Genomic DNA, 21,757 nt, shown 5'->3' with positions numbered 1-21,757 from the left:
ACGGTGTTCATGAGAGATCCTCCTTCGGTAAAGAGAGAAACCCGGTAAGTCTAGACTCACCGGGTTTCTCGAGCCGAGCTGACCATCTCATTAAGTACCGAATAATCCGTGCTCATAAGCTCATCCTTCGCGAAACCAATCGTGTTCCCGGATGAGTAACGGCGTTTTTTAGTCTGGTCACCTTCGGTCGAAATGAAGTTTTCGATAAACGGTCTGGCGCCTGATTAAGGCTGCAAGCCACTGATAAGCACTAGTTATCGACTAAACGTACCGCCGACTGCCGTGACACAAACATTTGCTTACAAAGCAGCAGCTCGCTAAAGAACGAGTCTGTGACTACAAGTGATAGGTTGAGCTGCCTGACCTGGCCATGAGATGCACAGCCTGAATTATGCGCATCCAACTTCCCCGCCTTACCTCCTTCGGGGTCTACGTCGCCCTTTCGTGCATGTTTGCGGCTGCATGGTTCACCCATCCTGCTCCTGAGCATTCTTCCTTTGCCCTGATGAATCCGGTGAGGGCTGCTGCCGAGCAAGTCGCCAAACCCGTTTATACCAGTCGTTTTGCCTCTTCCGGGCTGGTGGACTTCGTGCATTCCTCGGCAGTCACCGCCTTGCCTGATGGCAGCCTGATGGCAGTCTGGTTCGCCGGCACTCGCGAAGGTGCCTCCGACGTGCAGGTGCGCTCTGCCCGCTTCGACGCGAAAACTGGCGAATGGGGTGCGGAACAGGTATTGGCGACTCGGGATTCGACCCAACAGGGCACTCGAAAATACATCCGCAAACTGGGCAACCCGGTCATTGCGCTCGCACCGGACAGCCGCCTCTGGCTCTTTTACGTTTCCGTGTCCATGGGGGGCTGGGCCGGTAGTGCGGTCAACGTGATGGTCTCTGACGACTTTGGTCGCCAGTGGTCCGAGCCGCGCCAATTGATCACTTCCCCCTTTCTGAATATCAGCACCCTGGTACGTTCCGCCCCGATTTTTCACACTGACGGTTCCATCGGCTTACCGATCTACCACGAGTTTCTGGGCAAGTTTGCCGAATACCTGTACCTGAGCGCAGACGGTGATGTGATCGATAAATTCCGCATCAGCCGCGGCACTAACTCCTTGCAACCCACGGTCGTTCCACTGGATGGACAGCGCGGTATCGCCTTGCTGCGCTATGCCGGCAACACCCATCATCGTGTGCTGGCGACCCGCACTGAAGACGCCGGCCAGACCTGGAGCGAGCCTTATCCACTGGATCCCTCGAATCCCAATTCTTCGTTGGCGGCCGTCGCCACACCCGAGCAAGGCTTGCTGGTGGCGCTCAATGACTTGCAGGACGGGCGCTTCAAACTGAGCCTTTATGGCACCGATGCAAAAATGGACGATTGGCGCTCGCTGCGAGACCTCGACAAATCACCTGATCCAGAGGGCGATACGTTTTCACCGGAGGCTTACAAGGAAATCATTGGCAGGGAGTTTCGCGGTTCCAGTGGCGCACTTCGCCAACCGCTCGAGGCGCAGTTCCTGAACAACCTCGACAGCCGGGTCTGCAAAGACCAGGCCTGCAGTTTCGAATATGAATACCCGTACTTCATCCGGAGTCCCGACGGTATGTATCACCTGGTTTATTCCTGGAACAACACCTTCATCAAGCACGTCACCTTCAACGATGCATGGTTGTCGGAGCGTGCCAAATGATCAACCTGTGGCAAGCCCATCTCAGCTTCACCATGATCATTTTCCTGTTGCTGCCTGATTTTGGTTTGAAGAGAACCGTGCGGATTGCACTGTTGGCCGCATTGCTGGCAGCCAGCTTCATACCGCTGGATGGCTTGTCGCTGGCTGCGTATTTGCGCAGCCACATTGATGACCTTGCGGTCACGACATTGGTGTTCATGGTGTGGGGATGTCTGCATCGACTGGGCTTCCTGCCGCCTGCGCAGCAAGGTACGACCAGCGTATTGATCATCTTCGCGGTGATGGCGCTGGTGCTCTACCCGGCAACGCTGGGGTTGAGTTATCTGGACCCGTACCGGTTCGGCTTCAGCCCACGCCCGATGCTGATCTTCGTCGCCCTGCTCACGGCAGGCCTGTTATACCTGCGCAGTTACCTGGCCGTCGTGATGCTGGCGAGTGCGACCCTGGCCTTCATCGCCGGGATAAAACCTTCGCATAACTATTGGGATTACCTGGTTGATCCGCTGCTGGGCCTGTATTGCTGCGCGGCACTGCTGGTGCTGGCGGTGCGCTGGTCGTATGGCTGGCTGAACACGTTGCCTGACTCAGCGAAAGACTCCGGATCCGTTTGAGATTCAACGACATTTTTATTAGGGGAACAGGGATGGGTTGGCTGCAATCAAGACGTTTGCATTATTGGCTAGGCGCAACAGCGGTTGCGTTTGTGCTGTTTGCATTGCTGCGGGTGGTGTTCTTTTTCGGTTTTTCCGGTTTCGACGCCAACGCGTTGAGCGACGAAAATTCAGTCCTGGAAACCCTGGGCATCGGCTTCCGTTTCGATTTGCGTCTGGCCATCCTGGTTATGTTGCCTCTGGCGTTGCTGGCCTGGATTCCGCGTTGGAATCTTCTCGGCAGCCGCCTGCTTCGCGGATTGGCACGCGTCTATTTGGCAGTAGCCATAGGCGCCCTGCTGCTGATCTATATCGTCGATTTTGGCCATTACGCCTACCTGGGCGTGAGGATCAACGCCACCGTGCTGCGCTTCATCGAGGATGCGCAAATATCCCGTGACATGGTCTGGCAAACCTACCCGGTTATCTGGATTTCATTGGGGTGGCTGGCAACGGTTGCGCTGGTGACGCTGGCCCTGGTGCGTCTTGAACGCGTGACACTGGATCGCCCCCGCAAAGCCATTCACCCGCTCTCCGCCACGTGGGGGGGCGCGCTGATGGTTGTGCTGGTGCTATTGGGTATTCTGGGCCGTGTCGAGAACATGAACCTTGAAAACCCTGTGCCATTGCGCTGGAGCGATGCCTTCTTCTCCGGTAATAACCAGATCGCCGCGCTGGGCCTGAATCCGGTGATCTTCCTTTACGACACGGTCAAGGTCGGCCAGTCGCACTATGACGAAGCGCAGGTGCGTGAACACTACGAGGTGATAGCCAAGTACCTGGGAGTCGACCAGCCCGACCCGCACACCCTGAATTTCGTCCGTCACCAGGCTCCGCAACCGTACAAAATATCGAACTCGCGGCCACCGAACGTGATGTTTGTCATGCTCGAGTCTCTGGGTACCAGTGCCGTCGGCGCCTATGGCAACCCGATCAATCCGACGCCCAATATCGATCGTCTGGCCACGCAGAGCTGGTTCTTCGAGCACTTCTATGTTCCGGTCACCGGGACCGCAAAAACCGTTTGGGCCAGCATCAGCGGGGTTCCAGACGTCACTCGACAGGAAACCGCGACGCGTAATCCGCTGATCACCAAGCAGCACACATTGATCAATGCCTTCACCGGTTACGAGAAGATCTACACCATCGGCGGCAACTCCGGTTGGGCCAACATGAACGCCTTGATCCGGCAAAGTATCGACGGGGTTCGCTTGCTTGAAGAGCGGGACTGGGAATCCCCGGTCGTGGATGTCTGGGGGATTTCTGATCTGGACCTGTTCAAGGAAACCGACAAGATCCTGCAGGCACTGCCCAAGGACAAACCGTTCTTTGCCTATGTGCAGACGGCCGGCAACCATCGGCCCTTCACGATTCCCAAGAGCAATGACGGTTTCGAGGTCAAGCACCCTACCCTGGCGGAAGTTCAAGCCGCAGGTTCGCGCAGTGTCGAACAGTACAACGCCGTGCGCCTGCTGGACTTCAACATCGGGCGCTTGATGGAAATAGCCAAGGAAGGGGGTTACTACGACAACACCATTTTCGTGCTGTTTGGCGACCATAACACCCGTATCGCCCAGATCCCTTTCCTTGCACCGGCTTATGAGCAACTGGGTCTGGAAAGCAACGCGGTGCCCATGATCATCCACGCACCGGGCCTGCTCGGCACGCGGACCGTCAAGGAAGCCGTCGGCCTGGTGGACTTGCTGCCGACCGTGGCGGGAATGGCGGGCCTCGAGTTCCGCAACAGCGGCATGGGGCGCGACATCCAGCAGCCTGCGCCCGAGGGTGAACGCGTGGTGCCGTTGGTGCTGCGTGAAGGCACGTTCCCTTTGATTGCGGGCGTCACTCAACACTACATGGTGCAAATGCAGCACGACGGCAGCTCGCCGACGCTGCACGACCTGGCCTCACCGACGCCGCTGGACAACGTGGCCCCGCAAAACCCCGAAGAGTTCAAGCGCCTGGTGCAACTGACCCGCGGCTTGCATGAAACCTCAAGGTTGATGCTGTACCAGAACGTGCGCAAGTAACCGGGCCGCCAGCCCGATTGTGTCGGGGCCGGACTACCGCGCCGGCTCCGATAGCGTACATGCACTTTGTCTACTCGCGATCCACGCCCCGCCCTTCCTTCCGGTCTTCCGGATAGACCTTGAGATAGCTGCTGACGGCGACACCTAATGTCGGAAAAAACGCAGCTTCGCCAAACCGCTCTAAAAGCCCGAATCGCTTCAACTTGTCTTTGACGGGGTCTTTCATCTCGGCCACGCATAACGTGATGCCCGCCGCGCTCAAGGTGTCGTCCAGTTCGGCCAGCATGTCGGCGGAAGTCACATCCACGCTGGTGACCGGTTCCGCCGCTACCACCAGCCAACGAACTGGCGTGGGCGATGCCGCCACGGCGTCCAGCACTCGGTCATGGAACAGCTCCGCGTTGGCAAAAAACAACGGGGCATCCCAGCGAAACAGCACCAGGCCGGGAGTAAGACGCGCATCCGGATAACGCGTGATGTCGTGATAGCCATGGACGCCTTTGGCGCGACCCAAAACCGCAGAATACGGACGCCAGGCATCCCATAGAAACTCAATCACCGCTATGACGATGGCAAGGCCAATGCCCTCGATGGCGCCGAATACCGCCACACCTGCCGTACAAACGATCGATAACCAGAATTCCCAGCGCTGGATACGATAAATCCGTCGCAGGTCGGCCACTTCCATCAAGCCTATCGCCGATGCGATGACCACCGCCGCCAATGCGCTGGTGGGCAGGTTCTTCAGCAAATCCGGGGCAAATACCAACAACAAAGCAACAGCCAGCGCTCCCACCACGCCGGTGAGCTGGGTCCGGGCGCCCGCGGCCTCGGCCACGGGAGTCCGTGAAGAGCTGCTGCTGATGGGAAAACCCTGGAACAAACCGGCAGCAAGGTTGGCCACGCCGAGTCCTACCATCTCCTGGTTGGGATCGACATAGGTCTGGGTCCGCGCCGCATAGACACGCGAGAGCACACTGGTGTCGGCGAACGAGACAAGCGCAACGGCGCAACCCCCGATCAGCACAGGAACGATATCGGTACTGCGGATCCAGGGGATGGCAAACGCCGGCAGGCCTTGGGGCAGAGAGCCGAGGACCGCCACATCGTAGGCTGCAAGGTCCAGCACGCCAACGGCGACGGTGGCGCCTGCCACGGCGATCAGAATTCCTGGCACGCGTTTTTTGTCCTTGAGCAACAAGATGACCGCCATGGTGGCCGCACCGACCATAAAGGTGGTCCAGTTGGTTTTCCCATCCGACACCGAGGTGACAATGGCCCACAGGTTGCGCAACGGTCCGTCGGTATCGATCGAAAAGCCGAATAGCCTGGGTAGTTGGCTGATCAATACCGTCAATGCAATGCCGTTCATGTAGCCATAGCGGATCGGTTTGGACAGCAACTCGGTGACGAAACCCAGCCGCGCTACGCCGGCCAGGATGCACACCATCCCCGAGACAATCGCCATCATGCCGGCCAGAGCGATCGCGCGATGCGGATCGCCACCGGACAGCGGCAGAACGACAGCAAGAATGACGGCCGCCAATGAGGAATCCGGCCCCAGTACCAGGATTCGGCTGGGGCCGAACAATGCATAAGCGAGCAATGGAACAATGGTCGCGTAAAGACCATAAATGCCGGGCACTCCCGATGCCACCGCGTAGGCGATGCCGACGGGCACCAGCATGGTGGTGAGCACGAGTCCGGCCACAATGTCGTGCGGCAACCATGCCATCTTATAGCTGCGCAACGTCTGCAGCCCCGGCAGCCAACGGCGCCAGCCGGTTTGATCGCCAGTATGGCTGCGCGTAATCCGACCCGGCTCAGGAACGGGGGGCGCATCCTCCGAATCGTTCATGGGACTTTAGCCCTCAGGGGTGAAAAACAGAGTGCAGTACGTACGCAACATGTTCGAAATTTACAGTGATTAAACGTCGCCTTTCCATAAATTCTCGCCGATCAAACGATGTTTTTCCTCCTGAGTCTCAGCAGATGATGTCAAAGTGCCTTTATTGCAGCTTACGCTGACCTCTCGCTCGCTATCACTTGGCTGACTCAGGAATTACAGATCATGGAAAGCTGGAAAATCAGGACTCACCTGCTTGTGCTCACCAGCACTTTGCTGCTGGGTTTGTTGTGTGTCGGTGGGCTTGGACTCTTGGGAATGCAATCCGCAGTACACAGTCTGGAGACCGTGTATCTCGATCGGGTCGTGCCGCTGCGGGACTTGAAGAAAATCGCTGACCTGTACGCCGTGGACATCGTCGATGCCACCCACAAGGCACGCAATGGCAACTTCACCAACGCTGAGTCATTGACCCGCATAGAGCAAGCGCAGAGAGAAATCGATCAGACGTGGCAAGCGTACAAATCGACAACGCTGATCCCCGCAGAAACCCGTTTGATCGCGCAAATCAACCCACTGATGGAAGCCACCCGCGGGCCATTGCAAAACCTGCAGGGCATGCTGCGCCAGAACGACAACGCCGGTCTCGCACGTTTCGCGACAGACCAGCTGTATCCACTGATCGATCCCTTGTCAGCCAAGTTTTCCGAGTTGATCGAGGTTCAACTGGTGGAGTCCAAATACCAGTTCGAGCAGAACCAGATCGCCTACACCTCCAGTCTCCAGCTCAGCCTGTTGATTCTCGCAATGGCGTTGATCGCAGGCGTGGCCTACACGTTTTTGTTCTCCCGACTGTTGAGCCGCCAGCTCGGTGCCGAACCGGCAGAACTGGCCGCCATCAGTTCGAACATTGCCCTGGGGAAACTGGCCGCGACACAGTTTGACCAGCAACAGCAGACGACGGGTGTGCTGCACTCCGTCCAGGCGATGCGCCACAGTCTGAGCGAAATGATCGGCAAGATCAGCCAGGCCTCCGAGCAGATCGAGGGTGCCACGCTGCAACTGTCTGCCTCTTCCGAGCAAGGATTGAGCAGCGCCGCCCTGCAAAGCGAGACAGCCTCCTCCATGGCGGCCACGGTAGAAGAACTTTCCGTCAGCATCACTCACATTGCCGACAATGCCCGACAGGCTCAGAGCACCGCGCAGAAAGCGGGCGAAATCACCAGCGAAGGCATGGAGGTCATGCAGGCCTCCATCCAGGAAATGGACCAGATAGCCGATCTGGTTGCACAAAGCTCATCGGACATCGATCAGCTGGCGATTCAGTCGAATGACATCAGTCTGATTGTCGGGGTGATTCGGGGCATCGCCGAACAGACCAATCTGCTGGCCCTCAATGCCGCCATCGAAGCGGCACGCGCGGGCGAGCAAGGTCGCGGTTTCGCCGTGGTCGCCGATGAAGTGCGCAGCCTTGCCGCCCGCACAGCCCAATCCACCACGGAAATCGTGGCCTTGGTCAGTACCATACAAAACGGCATGGTCAAAGCCAAAGACAGCATGGCCGCTGGCTGTGAGCGCGTAACCCATGGCCAGAAACTGGTCGAAAGCGCGGGCCTCTCCATGGGCAGGATCAAGGGTGCACTGGACGAATCCCTTGCGGCCGTCAGTTTCATTTCGTTGTCGCTCCAGGAACAACGCGCCGCCAGTGAACAGGTCGCCTGCAACGTCGAAAAAGTGGCGCAAAGTGTCGAAGAGAACGCCACAGCCCAAGGCGGAATCGTTCGAACGACCCAGGAACTCAAGGCAATGTCCGACGGACTGGGCGTTATTCTGCAGCGGTTCAGTTTCTAAGTGGGATTGCCCTGAGAACCTGAAGACATGACCAGTCAATCAATCTTCTGCCGGCCTTCTGAACACCAGCAACTTCCCGGTGGCTCGCTGCACCACCTTGTCATTCTGATTCAGCGTTTCCATGAACAGCGTCACCACACCCCGATCCGGTTTGGAGGCTGACGGATCGATGGCCTTCACGGTGCTGAACAGGCGCAACACATCATCCGGATAAGTCGGCGTCGGCCAACTCAACTCGATGCCCAGGCCAATGATGCCGTTTGCCAGGGGCACGCTGGCCACCAGCATTTTCATGGTCAGGGCCGCGGTGTTCCAGCCGCTGGCTGCCAGGCCGCCGAAAAGGCTCGACTCGGCTTCTTCGGCGCTCAGGTGAAAGGGTTGCGGATCGTACTCGCGAGCAAACGCCAGCATCGCTTCGCGGTTGACGCGAACGGGGTCGCTTTCAAATTCCTGACCCAGGCTCAGGTCATCGAGGTAGAGTTTTTCCCAGGAATGCATGTTCATGATTCATTCCTCTGCAATGTATTACCAATAGCCGATGTCGCTGAGATCGATGGCCACCAGCAAGGCGTCCTTGTCCGCTTGCGCATCAGCCTTGCGTCGATAGGCGCGCCGTTTGCCGGGCATGCGCAAGCCATTGGCTTCGACATAGCCATGAACGTACTGGGCGGCAGGCAGAGCACCGCTGACGTCCACGTTGTAGTCGTGTCGACGTAACAAGAAGTCGTCACCGAAGTAGAAATCCTGCACAGCGCAGTGAGTGGCGATGTTTTCGGGAAAGGTCACCCGCAATCGCCGCCAGCGCTGAGTGCCCTCGTGCCAGGGTTCGACCTCCTCGGTCAAGACACCCGGCCACGTGAACTGGAAAGGCATGGTCAGGTAGGACCAGAGTGCGTAACCGTTGAAGTACGCGCGGTGCAGCGGATCCCAGGGACTGTTTTCCCCATGGTCGCGAAAGGATTCCCTCGGCGCTGCACGCTCGGCAATCACCTTGCCGGCGGTATTTTCGATGGCGATTCGATCCGGTGTGTAGACGGTGAATTGATCGGCCCCGCCAAAGGGCGTCACGGAGGCCCGCTGTTCATGCAACCACACGGTCATTTCGCGCGGCGCGCTGTCCTGGGTCAGCCCTTTCATTGCCCAAAGCGAGCCGCCGGTCACGATGGTGGCGCGTACCTGATTGAAACCGTTCCAGCGTTCCAGACCACCGTGGGCGGTCAGCACCTCATTCAGCAGTTCATCACGCTGTGCATTCATGGTTGCGGCCCTCCTTCCTCCGGTGGCCGATCCTGTACCCATTGCCAGAATAATTGATACCCGACCGCGAGCACTACCGGGCCGATGAACAGTCCGATGATGCCGCTGGTGACCATGCCGCCAAGGGCGCCGATCAGCACCACCGGCATCGGCACATCGACCCCGCGTCCCAACAACAACGGTTTGAGCACGTTATCCACCAGGCCGGCAATAAAGACATAGATGGCGAACACGATCGTCGCAGTGTTCGCGCCCTCGGTGGTAAACACGAAGACAATCGCCGGAAGAGTGATGAGCGTCACCGGCAATTGCATGATGCCCAGCAACAACACCGCCAAGGCCAGCAAACCTGCGCCGGGGATGCCTTTGAAGACAAAACCGAGCCCCACCAGCAGCATCTGGATGAACGCGATGCCCACCACGCCCAACGCCACCGCGCGGATCGTCGCGGTGCACAGTGCAGCGATTTTCGGTCCTCTGCCGGGGCCGCTCACGCGGGAGGCAATCTGCACCGCGCTGCGGCTGCCGCCCTCGCCATGGGCCATGAAAATACCGGCAATGATCAAGGCAAAGATAAAAGTCAGAAAACCCATGCCGACGCCGGCCATCTTGCTCAACAGGGTCAGGCTGACGTCTTTGATCTGCGGAATGTATTTCGCGGTCAGGTCAGGAAGATTGGTTGAAGCCTGTAGCCACAGATCAGACAGCGGCTGGCCCACCAGCGGCCAACTGGCGACGGATTCGGCGGGCGGTGGGATGTGAAAGTCGCCCCCCTTGACCAGTTCCATCGCGCGCTCCACCGAATCGGCAATCGAGGTGCCCAGAAAGTAGATCGGCAACACCAGAATGATGATGGCGATGAGGATAATCAGCGTCGCAATGCGCCCGTCCCTTTGCCCCAAGGGCCCTTTCAGCCGCTGCTGCAACGGGTAAAGGGTGATCGCCAGGATCAGCGCCCACAGCATCAGGTCGCGGAACGGGCTGAAAATCTCGAAACAGAACAACACCAGCACGGCGATCAGACCGGCCCGGATCAAGACATCGAGCAGCGTGCGCGTCAGCGTTTTTTCGGAGAACGATGTGGGTTCCATGGAGGCCTCCCTGATCACTGCGGTACGGGATCGGTTAGCCCAGCATAGACGCTCAATTGAAAGCGCGAGGATTCAACGCAGCTTCAAGGGATCAACCAGTCCGGCGGCAATGGCCATGCCGACCAGGTCCGGCAGGGTATTGGCTTGCATGCGTTTCATCACGCGAGAGCGGTAGAGGTCGACCGTTTTCGCACTGACCCCCAATTGCTCGGCGATTTCCCGCGTGGTGTAACCCTGCACCAGCGGCAGCAAGACGTCGCGCTCCCGTGGGGTCAGCGTGAGCAAGCGCGCCTGCAACGCTTCATGCCCTTGATTGCCCGAACGGTGTGTCGCGCAATTACTGAGGGCCTGTTGCACGCTGTCCAGCAGCAATTGTTCGTTGTAGGGTTTTTCAATGAAGTCGTGAGCGCCGGCCTTGAACGCACGCACCACGATCGGCACATCGGCGTGACCGCTGACGAAGATGATCGGCAGGTTCAGTTCGCGCAAACGCATTTCTTCCTGCACGTTCAAGCCGCCCATGCCAGGCATGCGCACATCCAGCAGGACACAGGCCGCCAGACTGGCATCGCAGGCATTGAGGAATTCGACGCCACTGGTGAACGGCAACGCCTTGAGGCCGACCGACTCAAGTAGCCAGACCGTCGAATCGAGCATGCCTTGATCGTCATCGACCACATACACCACGTGCTCAGTCACACCCGCCATTGCATTATTCCTGTTGTTGTTTTGTTGGGCCGGCAAGCGGCAAGCGACAGCACATCAGCAACCCGACCGGTTGGCGTCGAGCCTGCAATTCGCCGCCAAAACCTTCGATGATGCTGCGGCTCATGGACAACCCGAGCCCCAGGCCATCGGCCTTGCTGGTATAGAACGGGGTAAAGATCTGCTCCAGTTCGGGCTCGCTCACGCCGGGGCCCTGATCTTGAACATTGATGTCCACGCAGGCGGCACCGCCCTGCCCCGCAGTCATCACGATCAGCGAAGGCAGGCCGGGATGTTGTTCTCGGTTGGCATCGATGGCATTGCGCAACAGATTGAGCAGGACCTGCTCCAGCAGCACCCGGTCGGCATAAACGGGCGGCAGATTATCCGGCAGTCGATCCTCGATTGTCACTTGGCAATTGCTCGCCTCCCAGTCGCACAAACGCACGGCTTCGCGGGCGACATCGGTGACATTCAGCGCCTGCATGCGGCGCTGGCCCTTGCGCAGAAACGCCCGCAAACGACGGATCACTTCCGAGGCGTGCGTGGCGTGGTGGGTGATGCGCTGCAGGCCTTGCGCGACCCGGGCGGCGGCTTGCGGATTGGAATCCACGGTCTGTAAATAGCGCTGGCTGGCATTCGCGTAATTGACCACAGCGGCCAGCGGCTGATTGATTTCGTGTGCGATGCCCGAGGCCAGTTCACCGAGGGTGACCAGGCGCGCAGTGTGCGCCAGCTCATCCTGATGGCGGCGCTGTTGCACTTCGCGCAGTTCACGTTCGGTCATGTCCCGCGCCACCAGGGAATAGTAGCGCTCGCCGCCAGCCGAACGGTGCGCCAACAACACCAGGGATACCGGCACCGAAGCGCCACCGCCCGGTGGTTGCAAGCGCGCATCGGTGCTCCAGACGCCGTCGCGTTCGGCGCCGGTCCAGCCGTCACGTTGCAGACGCGTCAAGTCCGCGCTGGCGAACAGTTCTGCCAGGGTCGGCATCGGCTGTTGTTCGCCAATCCCGAGAATGCGGCGTGCCGCCGGGTTGAGGTAAGTGACTTGCCCTTCGGGATCGATAAACAGCACCGGGTCGATGTTGGCTTCGACGACTTCGGCCAGGCGCCGCTTGTTCTCTTCGGCTTGCACCCGGGCGGTGATGTCCCGGGAGACGCTGACCACCTCGACCACCGTGCCGGTGTAGGTTTCACGAATCGCCCGGCTGGCAGTTTCGAACCACAGGTAATGCCCGTCCCGATGGCGAATGCGATACGTCATCGTGTGATAACCGTCCTGCTCCAGCGCATCGCGGGCGCGCTGCACCAGGCTGGCCAGGTCCTGACCATGGAACAACCCCTGGGCCATTTTCCCGCGTAATTCTTCCGGCCAGTAACCGAGCAATGTCCACGAAGCGGGTGAGGCATCGAGAAAACAGCCGTCCGGTGTGTGCCGGGAAATCAGGTCAGTGGTGTTCTCGATAATCAACCGGTAAAGCCGCCGCGCCTGGGTCGCTTCGCGTTCGGCCAGCACTTGCACGGTGGCGTCGCGGCAACGGGCAAGCACGCGGTTGTCCTGCGGATCGGGAATGAATGTCCAGATCAGAATCTGTGATTCGAATTGGGCTTCAACCCCTTCAATGGCCCGTTGCTGATCCAGACAGGCGCGTACCAGCACCCGATGATTGACCGGTAGAAATCCCAGTACATCGGTCAGCGGCTTTTCGGCCAGCAGCGCCAACAACGCCGCGTTGAATTCCTGCGGCCGGCCCTGCGCGTCGAGCAACAGGCTCGGCTGTGGATCGTGGCCCAATAAAGGCGAGCCACGCAGCATGCCATTGACGCTGCTGAGCAAGGCGGTCAGCAAATCCTGCACCCACCCCAGCCAATCCAGACTCACACCGTCACAGACTTCCACCAGCAACAGACCCGCCTGCCCTGGCGTCAACGCCAGATCAAACACCTGACCGTGGCTGATCGCGGCGCGGCGCAGTCGGCCGGCCAACCAGCAATCCAGTTGCCGCACTTGCGCCAGATCGAGGCGCCCCGTCTCCAGCAGCCGCTCGAACAGCAACTGATCGCTGGCCTGCGACGGGTCGCCCTGGCCCGGCGGAAAATGCTGGGCGGCGCCTTCGTGGCTGTAGATCCTCGCCTGGGGTTGCCAGCTGAGGTAAACCGCGCGACGCACCTCGGGGCAATCCTGCAAGGCCCGGCACAACGCATCGGCACGGGCAGCCAGGGAAACGCCCTCGCGCTGCAGGCGTAACCAGCTGTGCAATCGAACGGGAGTCAGGGTCATCACGGGGTCGCTTTGTTGGGGAAGCCAAGGATATACCGGCCTCATCGATATGACTGTAGTCATTTAGATCAGAAAGAATCAAATATAGTATATATACTATACGCTATAGGTTGTACTTCCATACCAATGGCGGATTGTTATATAAAGCAACCCGGACATAAAAGGTGACCTTCAGCGGCTACGCTGAAAGGCCACCGATAGAGCTAACAATCAGCCACCGAGTACCCGTACATGTCGATCTATGAACAAGGGCTAAGCCCTTTGGCTGTCAATCACATCGCCTTGTCGCCGCTCAGCTTCCTCGAGCGCACCGCCAACGTTTATCCCGAGTACCCCGCAGTCATCCATGGCTCGATCCGTCGCACCTGGGCGCAGACCTATACCCGTTGCCGACGCCTGGCCTCGGCGCTCGCCGGTCGCGGCATCGGCAAGGACGACACCGTGGCGGTGATGCTGCCCAACATTCCGGAAATGCTTGAAGTGCATTTTGGCGTACCGATGATCGGCGCCGTGCTCAACCCGCTCAACGTGCGCCTGGATGCCGAAGCCATTGCCTTCATGCTCCAGCATGGCGAGGCCAAGGTGCTGATCACCGACCGCGAGTTCCATAGCGTCATTCATGCCGCCATCGGCATGCTGGATCACCCGCCGCTGGTCATCGACGTCAACGATCCGGAATACGGCGAAGGCCAGGCCGTCAGCGATCTGGACTATGAAGCATTGCTGGCCGAAGGCGACCCGGCATTCGCCTGGCAATGGCCGGACGATGAGTGGCAAGCCATCTCGCTGAACTACACCTCCGGCACCACCGGCAATCCGAAGGGTGTGGTCTATCACCACCGTGGCGCTTATCTGAATGCCCTGGGCAACCAGATGACCTGGGCGATGGGCAACCACCCGGTGTACCTCTGGACCCTGCCGATGTTCCATTGCAATGGCTGGTGCTATCCGTGGACCATCACCGCGCTGGCCGGTGTGCACGTGTTCCTGCGCCGCGTCGATCCGCAGAAAATCCTCACGCTGATCCGCGAACACCAGGTCACCCACCTGTGCGGTGCACCGATTGTGCTCAATGCGCTGGTCAACATGCCGGAATCGGCGAAGGCGGCCATCGATCACCCGGTCGCCGCCATGGTTGCCGGCGCTGCACCGCCGGCCAAAGTGATTGGCGCCGTGGAAGAAATGGGCATCAAGGTCACCCACGTTTACGGCCTGACCGAAACCTATGGCCCGGTGACCCTCTGCGCCTGGCATGCCGAATGGGATGAACTGCCGCTGGAAGAACGGGCGCAGATCAAATCCCGCCAGGGTGTGCGCTACCCGACGCTCGAAGGCGTGATGGTCGGCGACTCGAAGACCCTGGAGCCGACCCCACGCGATGGCCAGACCATCGGTGAAGTGTTCATGCGCGGCAACACCGTGATGAAGGGCTACCTGAAAAACCCGACGGCCACCGCCGAAGCGTTCGAGGGTGGCTGGTTCCATACCGGCGACCTGGCGGTATGTCATCCCGACGGTTATGTCGAGATCAAGGACCGCCTCAAAGACATCATCATTTCCGGTGGCGAGAACATTTCCACCATCGAACTCGAAGGCGTGCTCTACCGCCATCCGGGCGTGATGGAAGCCGCGGTGGTCGCCCGTCCCGATGAAAAATGGGGCGAAACGCCCTGCGCCTTCATCACCTTGAAGGCCGATCACCAGGACGTTCGCGAGGCCGACATCATCAGTTTCTGCCGCGAACACCTGGCCGGTTTCAAAGTCCCGCGCACGGTGATTTTCACCCTGTTGCCGAAGACCTCCACCGGCAAGATCCAGAAGTACGTACTGCGAGACAGGGCCAAGGCCCTCTAACCCTAACCGACTTTTCACCTATCAGGCGGCAGGTGTCTTACCTGCCGCTTCGGGCTCGTGCACGCCGGATTCGGCACGCCCTGCCACCTCACACCGATAACAACAACAATGTGGAGCGCACCATGATCGACATCCATGCAACCGATACCCAACGCTGTGAACGTATTCGGACCAACCCGAAATTCCTTCAATTGGTCAGCAGCCGTTCGCGCCTGGCCTGGTCGTTGAGTGCTGCCGTGCTCGGCACTTATTACCTGTTCATGCTCGTGGTGGCGTTTGCCCCGAAGTGGCTGCACGCACCGCTTGGCGAGCATCGGATGTTGACCCTGGGCATGCCGGTTGGCGCGGCGATCATCATTTTTTCCTGGCTGCTGACCGGCTGGTACGTCTACAGCGCCAACACCCGCTTCGATGCGCTGGGCGCCGCCATTCTTGAGGAGAGCAAGTGATGCGTAAACTCATCCTCGCCGCAGCGTGCCTGCTGCCGGCCTCCGCTGTGTTCGCCGCGCCCGCGTTGAGCGCCATAGAAAAACAACCGCTGAACCTGAACGCGATCGGCATGTTCTTCGTGTTCGTCCTCGGTACGCTGGCGATCACCTGGTGGGCCGCACGCCAGACCAAATCCACATCGGACTTTTACACTGCCGGCGGTGGCATCACCGGGTTTCAGAATGGCCTGGCGATCGCTGGTGACTACATGCCCGCCGCCACGCTGCTGGGGCTGTCCAGCCTGGTGTTTGCCAAGGGTTATGACGGTTTCATCTACACCATCGGCTTCTTTGTCGGCTGGCCGATCATCACTTTCCTGATGGCCGAGCGTCTGCGCAATCTGGGGCGCTACACCTTTGCCGACATCGTTTCCTATCGACTGGACCAGAACAAAGTGCGGATTTTCGCCGCGTTCGGTTCGTTGACGGTGGTGTGCTGCTACCTGATCGTGCAGATGGTCGGTGCCGGCCAGTTGATCAAATTGCTGTTCGGGCTCGACTACCCGGTCGCGGTGATGATCGTTGGCGCGTTGATGCTGGTGTATGTGATTTTCGGCGGGATGATCGCCACCACCTGGGTGCAGATCATCAAAGCCGTGCTGTTGCTCGCCGGCGGTACGACCCTCGCGGTCATGGCCATGTCGCAGTTCGGTTTCAGCTACGAAACCCTGGCTACCAAAGCAGTCGAGGCGCATGCCAGCGGCTGGAACATCATGGGCCCCGGCTCAATGCTGGCCGACCCGATCAACACGGCGTCGATGTCGCTCGGCCTGGTGTTCGGCATCGCCGGTTTGCCGCACATTCTGATGCGTTTCTTCACCGTGCCCAACGCCAAGGAAGCGCGTAAATCGGTGTTCTACGCCACCGGTTTCATCGGCTTCTTCTTCCTGGTGGTCTGCACCCTGGGCTTCGCCGCGATGGTGATCATCGGCACCGATCCGCAGTACTACGTCAATGGCGAAGTCGGCGGTGCCCTGATCGGCGGCGGCAACATGGTGGCCATGCACCTGGCCAAAGCCGTCGGCGGCAATCTGTTCTTCGGGTTCCTCTCGGCCGTGACCTTCGCCACCATTCTTGCAGTGGTGTCCGGGTTGGCCCTGGCCGGTGCGTCGGCGATTTCCCACGACCTCTACGCCACCGTGTTCAAGAAAGGCAAAGCCACTCAGAAACAGGAAATGCGCGTGACCCGCATGGCCACCGTGGGCCTGGGCGTCATCGCGATTCTGCTGGGCATTCTGTTCGAGAAGATGAACGTCGCGTTCCTGGTCGGCCTGACGTTCGGCATCGCCGCGTCGACCAACTTCCCGGTACTGATCATGGCCATGTACTGGAAAGGCCTGACCACCAAAGGCGCGATCATCGGCGGTTTTGCCGGCCTGATCTGCGCCCTGGTGCTGGTGATCCTTTCCCCGGCCGTGTGGGTGACCGTGCTCGGTCATGCTCACGCGATCTTCCCGTATGACCACCCGGCGCTGTTCTCCATGCCGTTGGCGTTTCTGGTGATCGTCGTCGTGTCCCGACTCGACCGCAGCGTGCGGGCCGACAAGGAACGTGATGCCTACGCCGACCAGTTCGTGCGCGCCCAGACCGGCCTCGGTGCTGCCGCCGCTTCCAGCCATTGATTGAAAGGCACGGCGCGCTGTTGCGGCGCCGTGCACAACCGTCCTGTTGAGGTTCACGTTATGCCCGAATTCAAAGCCCCCCTGCGCGACCTGCGCTTCGTCCTGCATGAAGTGTTCGACGCCCCGGCCCTGTGGGCGCGCCTGCCGGCCCTGGCTGACAACATCGATGCCGACATCGCCGACGCGATCCTTGAGGAGGCGGGAAAAGTCACCGCGCACCTGATCGCACCCTTGAACCGCAGCGGCGATGAGGAAGGTGCGCAATGGCATGAAGGTCAGGTGACCACGCCGATCGGCTTCAAACAGGCTTATGCCACGTACATCGAAGGTGGCTGGGTCGGCCTGTCAGGTAATACCGAATATGGCGGCATGGGCATGCCGAAAATGCTGGCCGTGCAGTTTGAAGAAATGCTCTACGGCGCCAATTCAAGCTTCGCGCTGTACTCGGCATTGAGTTCCGGTGCCTGCCTGGCACTGGATGCCCACGCCAGCGACAGCTTGAAAGACCTGTACCTGCCGCCAATGTATGAAGGTCGCTGGGCCGGTTCCATGTGCCTGACCGAAGCTCATGCCGGCACGGATCTGGGGCTCATCCGCACCCGCGCCGAACCTCGGGCCGACGGCAGTTTCAGCATCACTGGCAGCAAGATTTTCATCACCGGTGGCGATCAGGACCTGACCGAGAACATCGTCCATCTGGTGCTGGCCAAACTGCCGGACGCACCGGCCGGGCCGAAAGGCATCTCGCTGTTTGTGGTGCCCAAGGTGCTGGTCAATGCCGACGGTTCACTCGGTGACGCCAACGCCGTGAGTTGCGGTTCAATCGAGCACAAGATGGGCATCAAGGCCTCGGCCACTTGCGTGATGAATTTCGACGGTGCCAGTGGCTGGCTCGTGGGCGAAGCCAATAAAGGCCTCGCGGCGATGTTCACCATGATGAACTACGAACGCCTGTCCATCGGCATTCAGGGCATTGGTTGCGCCGAAGCGTCTTATCAGAGTGCTGTGGCGTACGCCCGTGAACGCATTCAGAGCCGCGCCCCGACCGGCGCCATGGCCCCGGACAAAGTCGCCGATCCGATCATCGTTCACCCCGACGTGCGCCGCATGCTGCTCAGCATGAAAGCCATGACCGAAGGTGGCCGCGCGTTCGCCAGTTATGTCGGGCAGCAGCTCGATCTGGCGAAGTTCTCCGACGATGCGCAAGAACGCGACACCGCCCAGACCCTGGTCGCCTTGCTGACACCGATTGCCAAGGCCTTCTTCACCGACACCGGCCTGGAAAGCTGCATCAACGGCCAGCAAGTGTTCGGCGGCCATGGCTACATCCGCGAGTGGGGCCAGGAACAATTGGTCCGCGATGTGCGCATCGCACAGATCTACGAAGGCACCAACGGCATCCAGGCGCTGGATCTGCTCGGGCGCAAGGTGCTGGCCGATAACGGTGTCGCGCTGCGTCAGTTCACCGGCGAGATCCGCCATTTCGCCCATCAGCCTGACGCGCCCTACTCCGCGCAACTGTTCGATGCCGTGCAGCGCCTGGAAGCCTTGAGCGACTGGTTGCAGGACCGGGCGGCGACCAACCGCAACGAAGTCGGCGCCGCCTCCGTGGAATATCTGCACCTGTTCGGTTATGTCGCTTACGCCTGGCTGTGGGCGCGCATGGCGCAGGTTGCTCAGAAAAAACGTGGCGAAGACGAAGCGTTCTACGGCGCGAAAATCGCCACCGCCGATTTCTACATCCATCGTTTGCTGCCGCGCATTTTGAGCCTCGAACAGTCGATTCGCGCCGGCAGTGCTTCGTTGTTCGGTCTGAGGGCCGAGCAGTTCTGACGATTGAACCGCACGCGGCGCCACGCTCCTCTCTTTTTGGTGTCCGCGTTTTTTTATTGATAAGCCCTCGCCCGGTTGGCGAGGGTCGCGCAAGCCGTCATTCCATAATAAAAACAAAGGGGCTTCACATGGATCGCAACACCCGTATTCTCGCTACCCGACTGTTTCTGGCCGGCGGTGTCATCAGCCTCTCGGCTCCCGCCGCGGCTGACTTTATCAAGGACAGCAAGGCCAGCCTCGAACTGCGCAACTTCTACTTCAACCGGGATTATCGTCAGGCCAACGCGGCGCAATCGAAGCAGGAGGAATGGGCGCAGGGTTTCCTGCTGCGCTACGAGTCCGGCTTCACCGAGGGTTTGATCGGGTTCGGTTTCGATACGATCGGCCTGCTGGGCGTCAAGCTCGACTCCAGCCCGGATCGCGCCGGCTCCGGCCTGCTACAGCGCCATCGCGACACCCGCAAAGGTGCGCAGGACGAGTACGGCGAACTGGGCCTGACCGCCAAAGTACGCGCCTCCAAAAGCACGCTGAAACTCGGCACGCTGCTGCCGAAACTGCCGACGGTGCTGGCTAACGATTCACGGCTGCTGCCGCAAACTTTCAAGGGCGGTCAGTTGACCTCCCTGGAAATCGAAGGCCTGAGCGTGGATGCCGGACGACTGACGCAGGTCAACCAGCGCGATTCCTCGGACTACGAGGACATGGGCATCACCCGAACCGGCGCCAAGGGCATCACCAGCCGCCATCCGGACAGCGACAGCTTCGATTTCGCCAGCCTCAATTACAAATGGACCGGCAACCTCGCCACCGGTTACAGCTACGGGCATCTCGACAATTTCTACAGCCAGCACCTGGTCAACCTGACCTATGTGTTGCCGGTCACCACCGGCCAGTCGTTGAAAACCGACCTGCGCTTCGCCCGTTCAACGGATGATGGCGGCAGCAATGTCGATAACAACGCCATCGGTGCGATGTTCACCTACAGCCTCGGCGGGCATGCGTTGGGCCTGGGTTATCAAGGCATGAGCGGTGACACCGGGTACGCCTACGTCAATGGCACCGATGCGTTCCTGGTGAACTTCGTGCAGATCGGCGACTTCGCCAGCAAGGACGAGAAGTCCTGGCAGGCTCGCTACGACTACAACTTTGCGGCCATTGGCGTACCGGGCCTGACCTTCATGACGCGCTACATCACCGGGGACAATATCGACCTGGGCGGTAACCGTCCGCAAGGCAAGGAATGGGAACGGGACACCGACATTGGCTATGTCGTGCAGAGCGGGCCGCTGAAAAACGTCGGGGTGAAATGGCGTAATGCGACGGTGCGGTCGACCAATTTTGGCAGCGACCTCGATGAAAACCGCTTGATTGTCAGTTACACGTTGCCGATCTGGTAAGGCTGCGTAACGGTCACCATCGCTTCGCCAGCAAGCCGGCTCCTACACGGGTTGTGTCGTTCATAAAACATCGGCCCCCCCCGATTCTGTGGGAACCGGCTTGCTGGCGAAGGGGGCTTCAACGAATTTTGGCCGTGATTTCGATGAAAACCGTTTGATTGTCAGTTACACGTTGCCGATCTGGTAAGGCTGCATAACGGCCACCATCGCTTCGCCAGCAAGCCGGCTCCTACAAGGTTTGTGTCGTTCATAAAACATCGGCATCCCCCCGATTCTGTAGGAGCCGGCTTGCTGGCGATGGGGTCTTCAACGAATTTTGGCCGTGATTTCGATGAAAACTGTTTGATTGTCAGTTACACGTTGCCGATCTGGTGAGGCTGCGTAACGGCCACCATCGCTTCGCCAGCAAGCCGGCTCCTACAAGGTTTGTGTCATTCATAAAACATCGGCATCCCCCGACTCTGTAGGAGCCGGCTTGCTGGCGATGGGGTCTTCAACGAATTTTGGCCGTGATTTCGATGAAAACCGTTTGATTGTCAGTTACACGTTGCCGATCTGGTAAGGCTGCATAACGGCCACCACCGATTCGCCAGCAAGCCGGCTCCTACAAGGTTTGTGTCGTTCATAAAACATCGGCATCCCCCGATTCTGTAGGAGCCGGCTTGCTGGCGATGGGGGGGTTCAACGAATTTTGGCCGTGATTTCCATGAAAACTGTTTGATTGTCAGTTACACGTTGCCGATCTGGTAAGGCTGCGTAACGGCCACCATCGATTCGCCAGCAAGCCGGCTCCTACAAGGTTTGTGTCGTTCATAAAACATCGGCATCCCCCGATTCTGTGGGAACCGGCTTGCTGGCGATGGGGGGTTCAACGAATTTTGGCCGTGATTTCCATGAAAACCGTTTGATTGTCAGTTACACGTTGCCGATATGGTAAGGCTGCGTAACGGCCACCACCGATTCGCCAGCAAGCCGGCTCCTACACGGTTTGTGTCGTTCATAAAACATCGGCACACCCCGATTCTGTAGGAGCCGGCTTGCTGGCGATGGGGGCTTCAACTACACCCGGAAGGTCAGCCCCGACCTCTCTCCCCGACACCATCCCGCGGCCGCAGCCATTGTAGGTTAAGATGCCTGCAAACCAGGCTCGCCACGAGAC

At 59.5% G+C, this 21,757-nt stretch carries 15 protein-coding genes and 1 pseudogene; 10 read left to right on the top strand and 6 right to left on the bottom strand.

Annotation, left to right across the window (positions count from 1 at the left end):
- The first annotated feature begins 391 nt into the window (after positions 1–391).
- Genes FBY04_RS19970 through FBY04_RS19960 form a run of 3 tightly spaced genes read left to right on the top strand, consistent with a single transcriptional unit; the run spans position 392 to position 4,370 of the window.
- Positions 392–1,690, top strand: a complete 1,299-nt coding sequence (locus tag FBY04_RS19970) for an exo-alpha-sialidase (protein ID WP_145316475.1) — start codon at positions 392–394, stop codon at positions 1,688–1,690.
- On the top strand, positions 1,687–2,301 hold the full coding sequence (locus FBY04_RS19965; protein WP_145316473.1) for a hypothetical protein: 615 nt from the start codon (positions 1,687–1,689) through the stop codon (positions 2,299–2,301). The genes FBY04_RS19970 and FBY04_RS19965 overlap by 4 nt, the downstream gene beginning before the upstream one ends.
- Before the next feature lie 32 nt (positions 2,302–2,333).
- Positions 2,334–4,370 (top strand): LTA synthase family protein, encoded by a 2,037-nt coding sequence (locus FBY04_RS19960; protein WP_145316471.1) that lies wholly within the window; start codon positions 2,334–2,336, stop codon positions 4,368–4,370.
- 70 nt (positions 4,371–4,440) lie between these two features.
- Here FBY04_RS19960 and FBY04_RS19955 read toward each other — a convergent pair whose 3' ends face one another.
- Positions 4,441–6,228 carry a SulP family inorganic anion transporter gene (locus FBY04_RS19955; RefSeq protein ID WP_145316469.1) on the bottom strand — a complete coding sequence of 596 codons (1,788 nt, stop codon included), beginning with the start codon at positions 6,226–6,228 and terminating at the stop codon, positions 4,441–4,443.
- 213 nt (positions 6,229–6,441) lie between these two features.
- Here FBY04_RS19955 and FBY04_RS33280 point away from each other — a divergent pair.
- A pseudogene (locus tag FBY04_RS33280) lies at positions 6,442–6,966 on the top strand (Tar ligand binding domain-containing protein); the annotation flags it as partial.
- A 57-nt stretch (positions 6,967–7,023) separates the two neighbouring features.
- Entirely contained in the window at positions 7,024–8,067 is a 1,044-nt protein-coding gene (locus FBY04_RS33275; protein WP_371927831.1) for a methyl-accepting chemotaxis protein, read from the top strand.
- Between the two features lie 39 nt (positions 8,068–8,106).
- On the opposite strand, the gene FBY04_RS19945 is transcribed toward FBY04_RS33275, so the two are convergent.
- From FBY04_RS19945 to FBY04_RS19925, 5 genes are all read right to left on the bottom strand, one after another.
- Positions 8,107–8,571 (bottom strand): MaoC family dehydratase, encoded by a 465-nt coding sequence (locus tag FBY04_RS19945; protein ID WP_145316465.1) that lies wholly within the window; start codon positions 8,569–8,571, stop codon positions 8,107–8,109.
- A gap of 21 nt (positions 8,572–8,592) precedes the next feature.
- The gene (locus FBY04_RS19940) at positions 8,593–9,324 is read right to left on the bottom strand and encodes a hypothetical protein (RefSeq protein ID WP_145316463.1); all 732 of its coding nucleotides are present in this window, start codon (positions 9,322–9,324) and stop codon (positions 8,593–8,595) included.
- On the bottom strand, positions 9,321–10,415 hold the full coding sequence (locus FBY04_RS19935) for an AI-2E family transporter (RefSeq protein ID WP_084323404.1): 1,095 nt from the start codon (positions 10,413–10,415) through the stop codon (positions 9,321–9,323). Before FBY04_RS19935 ends, FBY04_RS19940 begins: the two co-directional genes overlap by 4 nt.
- A gap of 72 nt (positions 10,416–10,487) precedes the next feature.
- Entirely contained in the window at positions 10,488–11,123 is a 636-nt protein-coding gene (locus FBY04_RS19930) for a response regulator transcription factor (protein WP_084323405.1), read from the bottom strand.
- Between the two features lie 4 nt (positions 11,124–11,127).
- Positions 11,128–13,404 (bottom strand): PAS domain S-box protein, encoded by a 2,277-nt coding sequence (locus tag FBY04_RS19925; RefSeq protein ID WP_145316461.1) that lies wholly within the window; start codon positions 13,402–13,404, stop codon positions 11,128–11,130.
- Positions 13,405–13,635: 231 nt separating this feature from the next.
- Here FBY04_RS19925 and FBY04_RS19920 point away from each other — a divergent pair, with 231 nt between their 5' ends.
- From FBY04_RS19920 to FBY04_RS19900, 5 genes are all read left to right on the top strand, one after another.
- Positions 13,636–15,258 carry an acyl-CoA synthetase gene (locus FBY04_RS19920; RefSeq protein WP_084323407.1) on the top strand — a complete coding sequence of 541 codons (1,623 nt, stop codon included), beginning with the start codon at positions 13,636–13,638 and terminating at the stop codon, positions 15,256–15,258.
- Positions 15,259–15,380: 122 nt separating this feature from the next.
- The gene (locus tag FBY04_RS19915) at positions 15,381–15,707 is read left to right on the top strand and encodes a DUF485 domain-containing protein (RefSeq protein WP_145316459.1); all 327 of its coding nucleotides are present in this window, start codon (positions 15,381–15,383) and stop codon (positions 15,705–15,707) included.
- Positions 15,707–17,368 (top strand): cation acetate symporter, encoded by a 1,662-nt coding sequence (locus FBY04_RS19910; protein ID WP_145316458.1) that lies wholly within the window; start codon positions 15,707–15,709, stop codon positions 17,366–17,368. Before FBY04_RS19915 ends, FBY04_RS19910 begins: the two co-directional genes overlap by 1 nt.
- A gap of 60 nt (positions 17,369–17,428) precedes the next feature.
- On the top strand, positions 17,429–19,201 hold the full coding sequence (locus tag FBY04_RS19905; protein ID WP_145316456.1) for an acyl-CoA dehydrogenase C-terminal domain-containing protein: 1,773 nt from the start codon (positions 17,429–17,431) through the stop codon (positions 19,199–19,201).
- A gap of 128 nt (positions 19,202–19,329) precedes the next feature.
- Positions 19,330–20,598 (top strand): OprD family porin, encoded by a 1,269-nt coding sequence (locus FBY04_RS19900; protein ID WP_084323410.1) that lies wholly within the window; start codon positions 19,330–19,332, stop codon positions 20,596–20,598.
- Positions 20,599–21,757 lie beyond the last annotated feature (1,159 nt).

This window comes from Pseudomonas sp. SJZ080 (assembly GCF_007828295.1).
GTDB lineage: Bacteria > Pseudomonadota > Gammaproteobacteria > Pseudomonadales > Pseudomonadaceae > Aquipseudomonas > Aquipseudomonas migulae_A.
The sequence above is the reverse complement of the archived record's forward strand: the minus strand, read 5'-3'. Positions and strand labels throughout refer to the sequence as shown.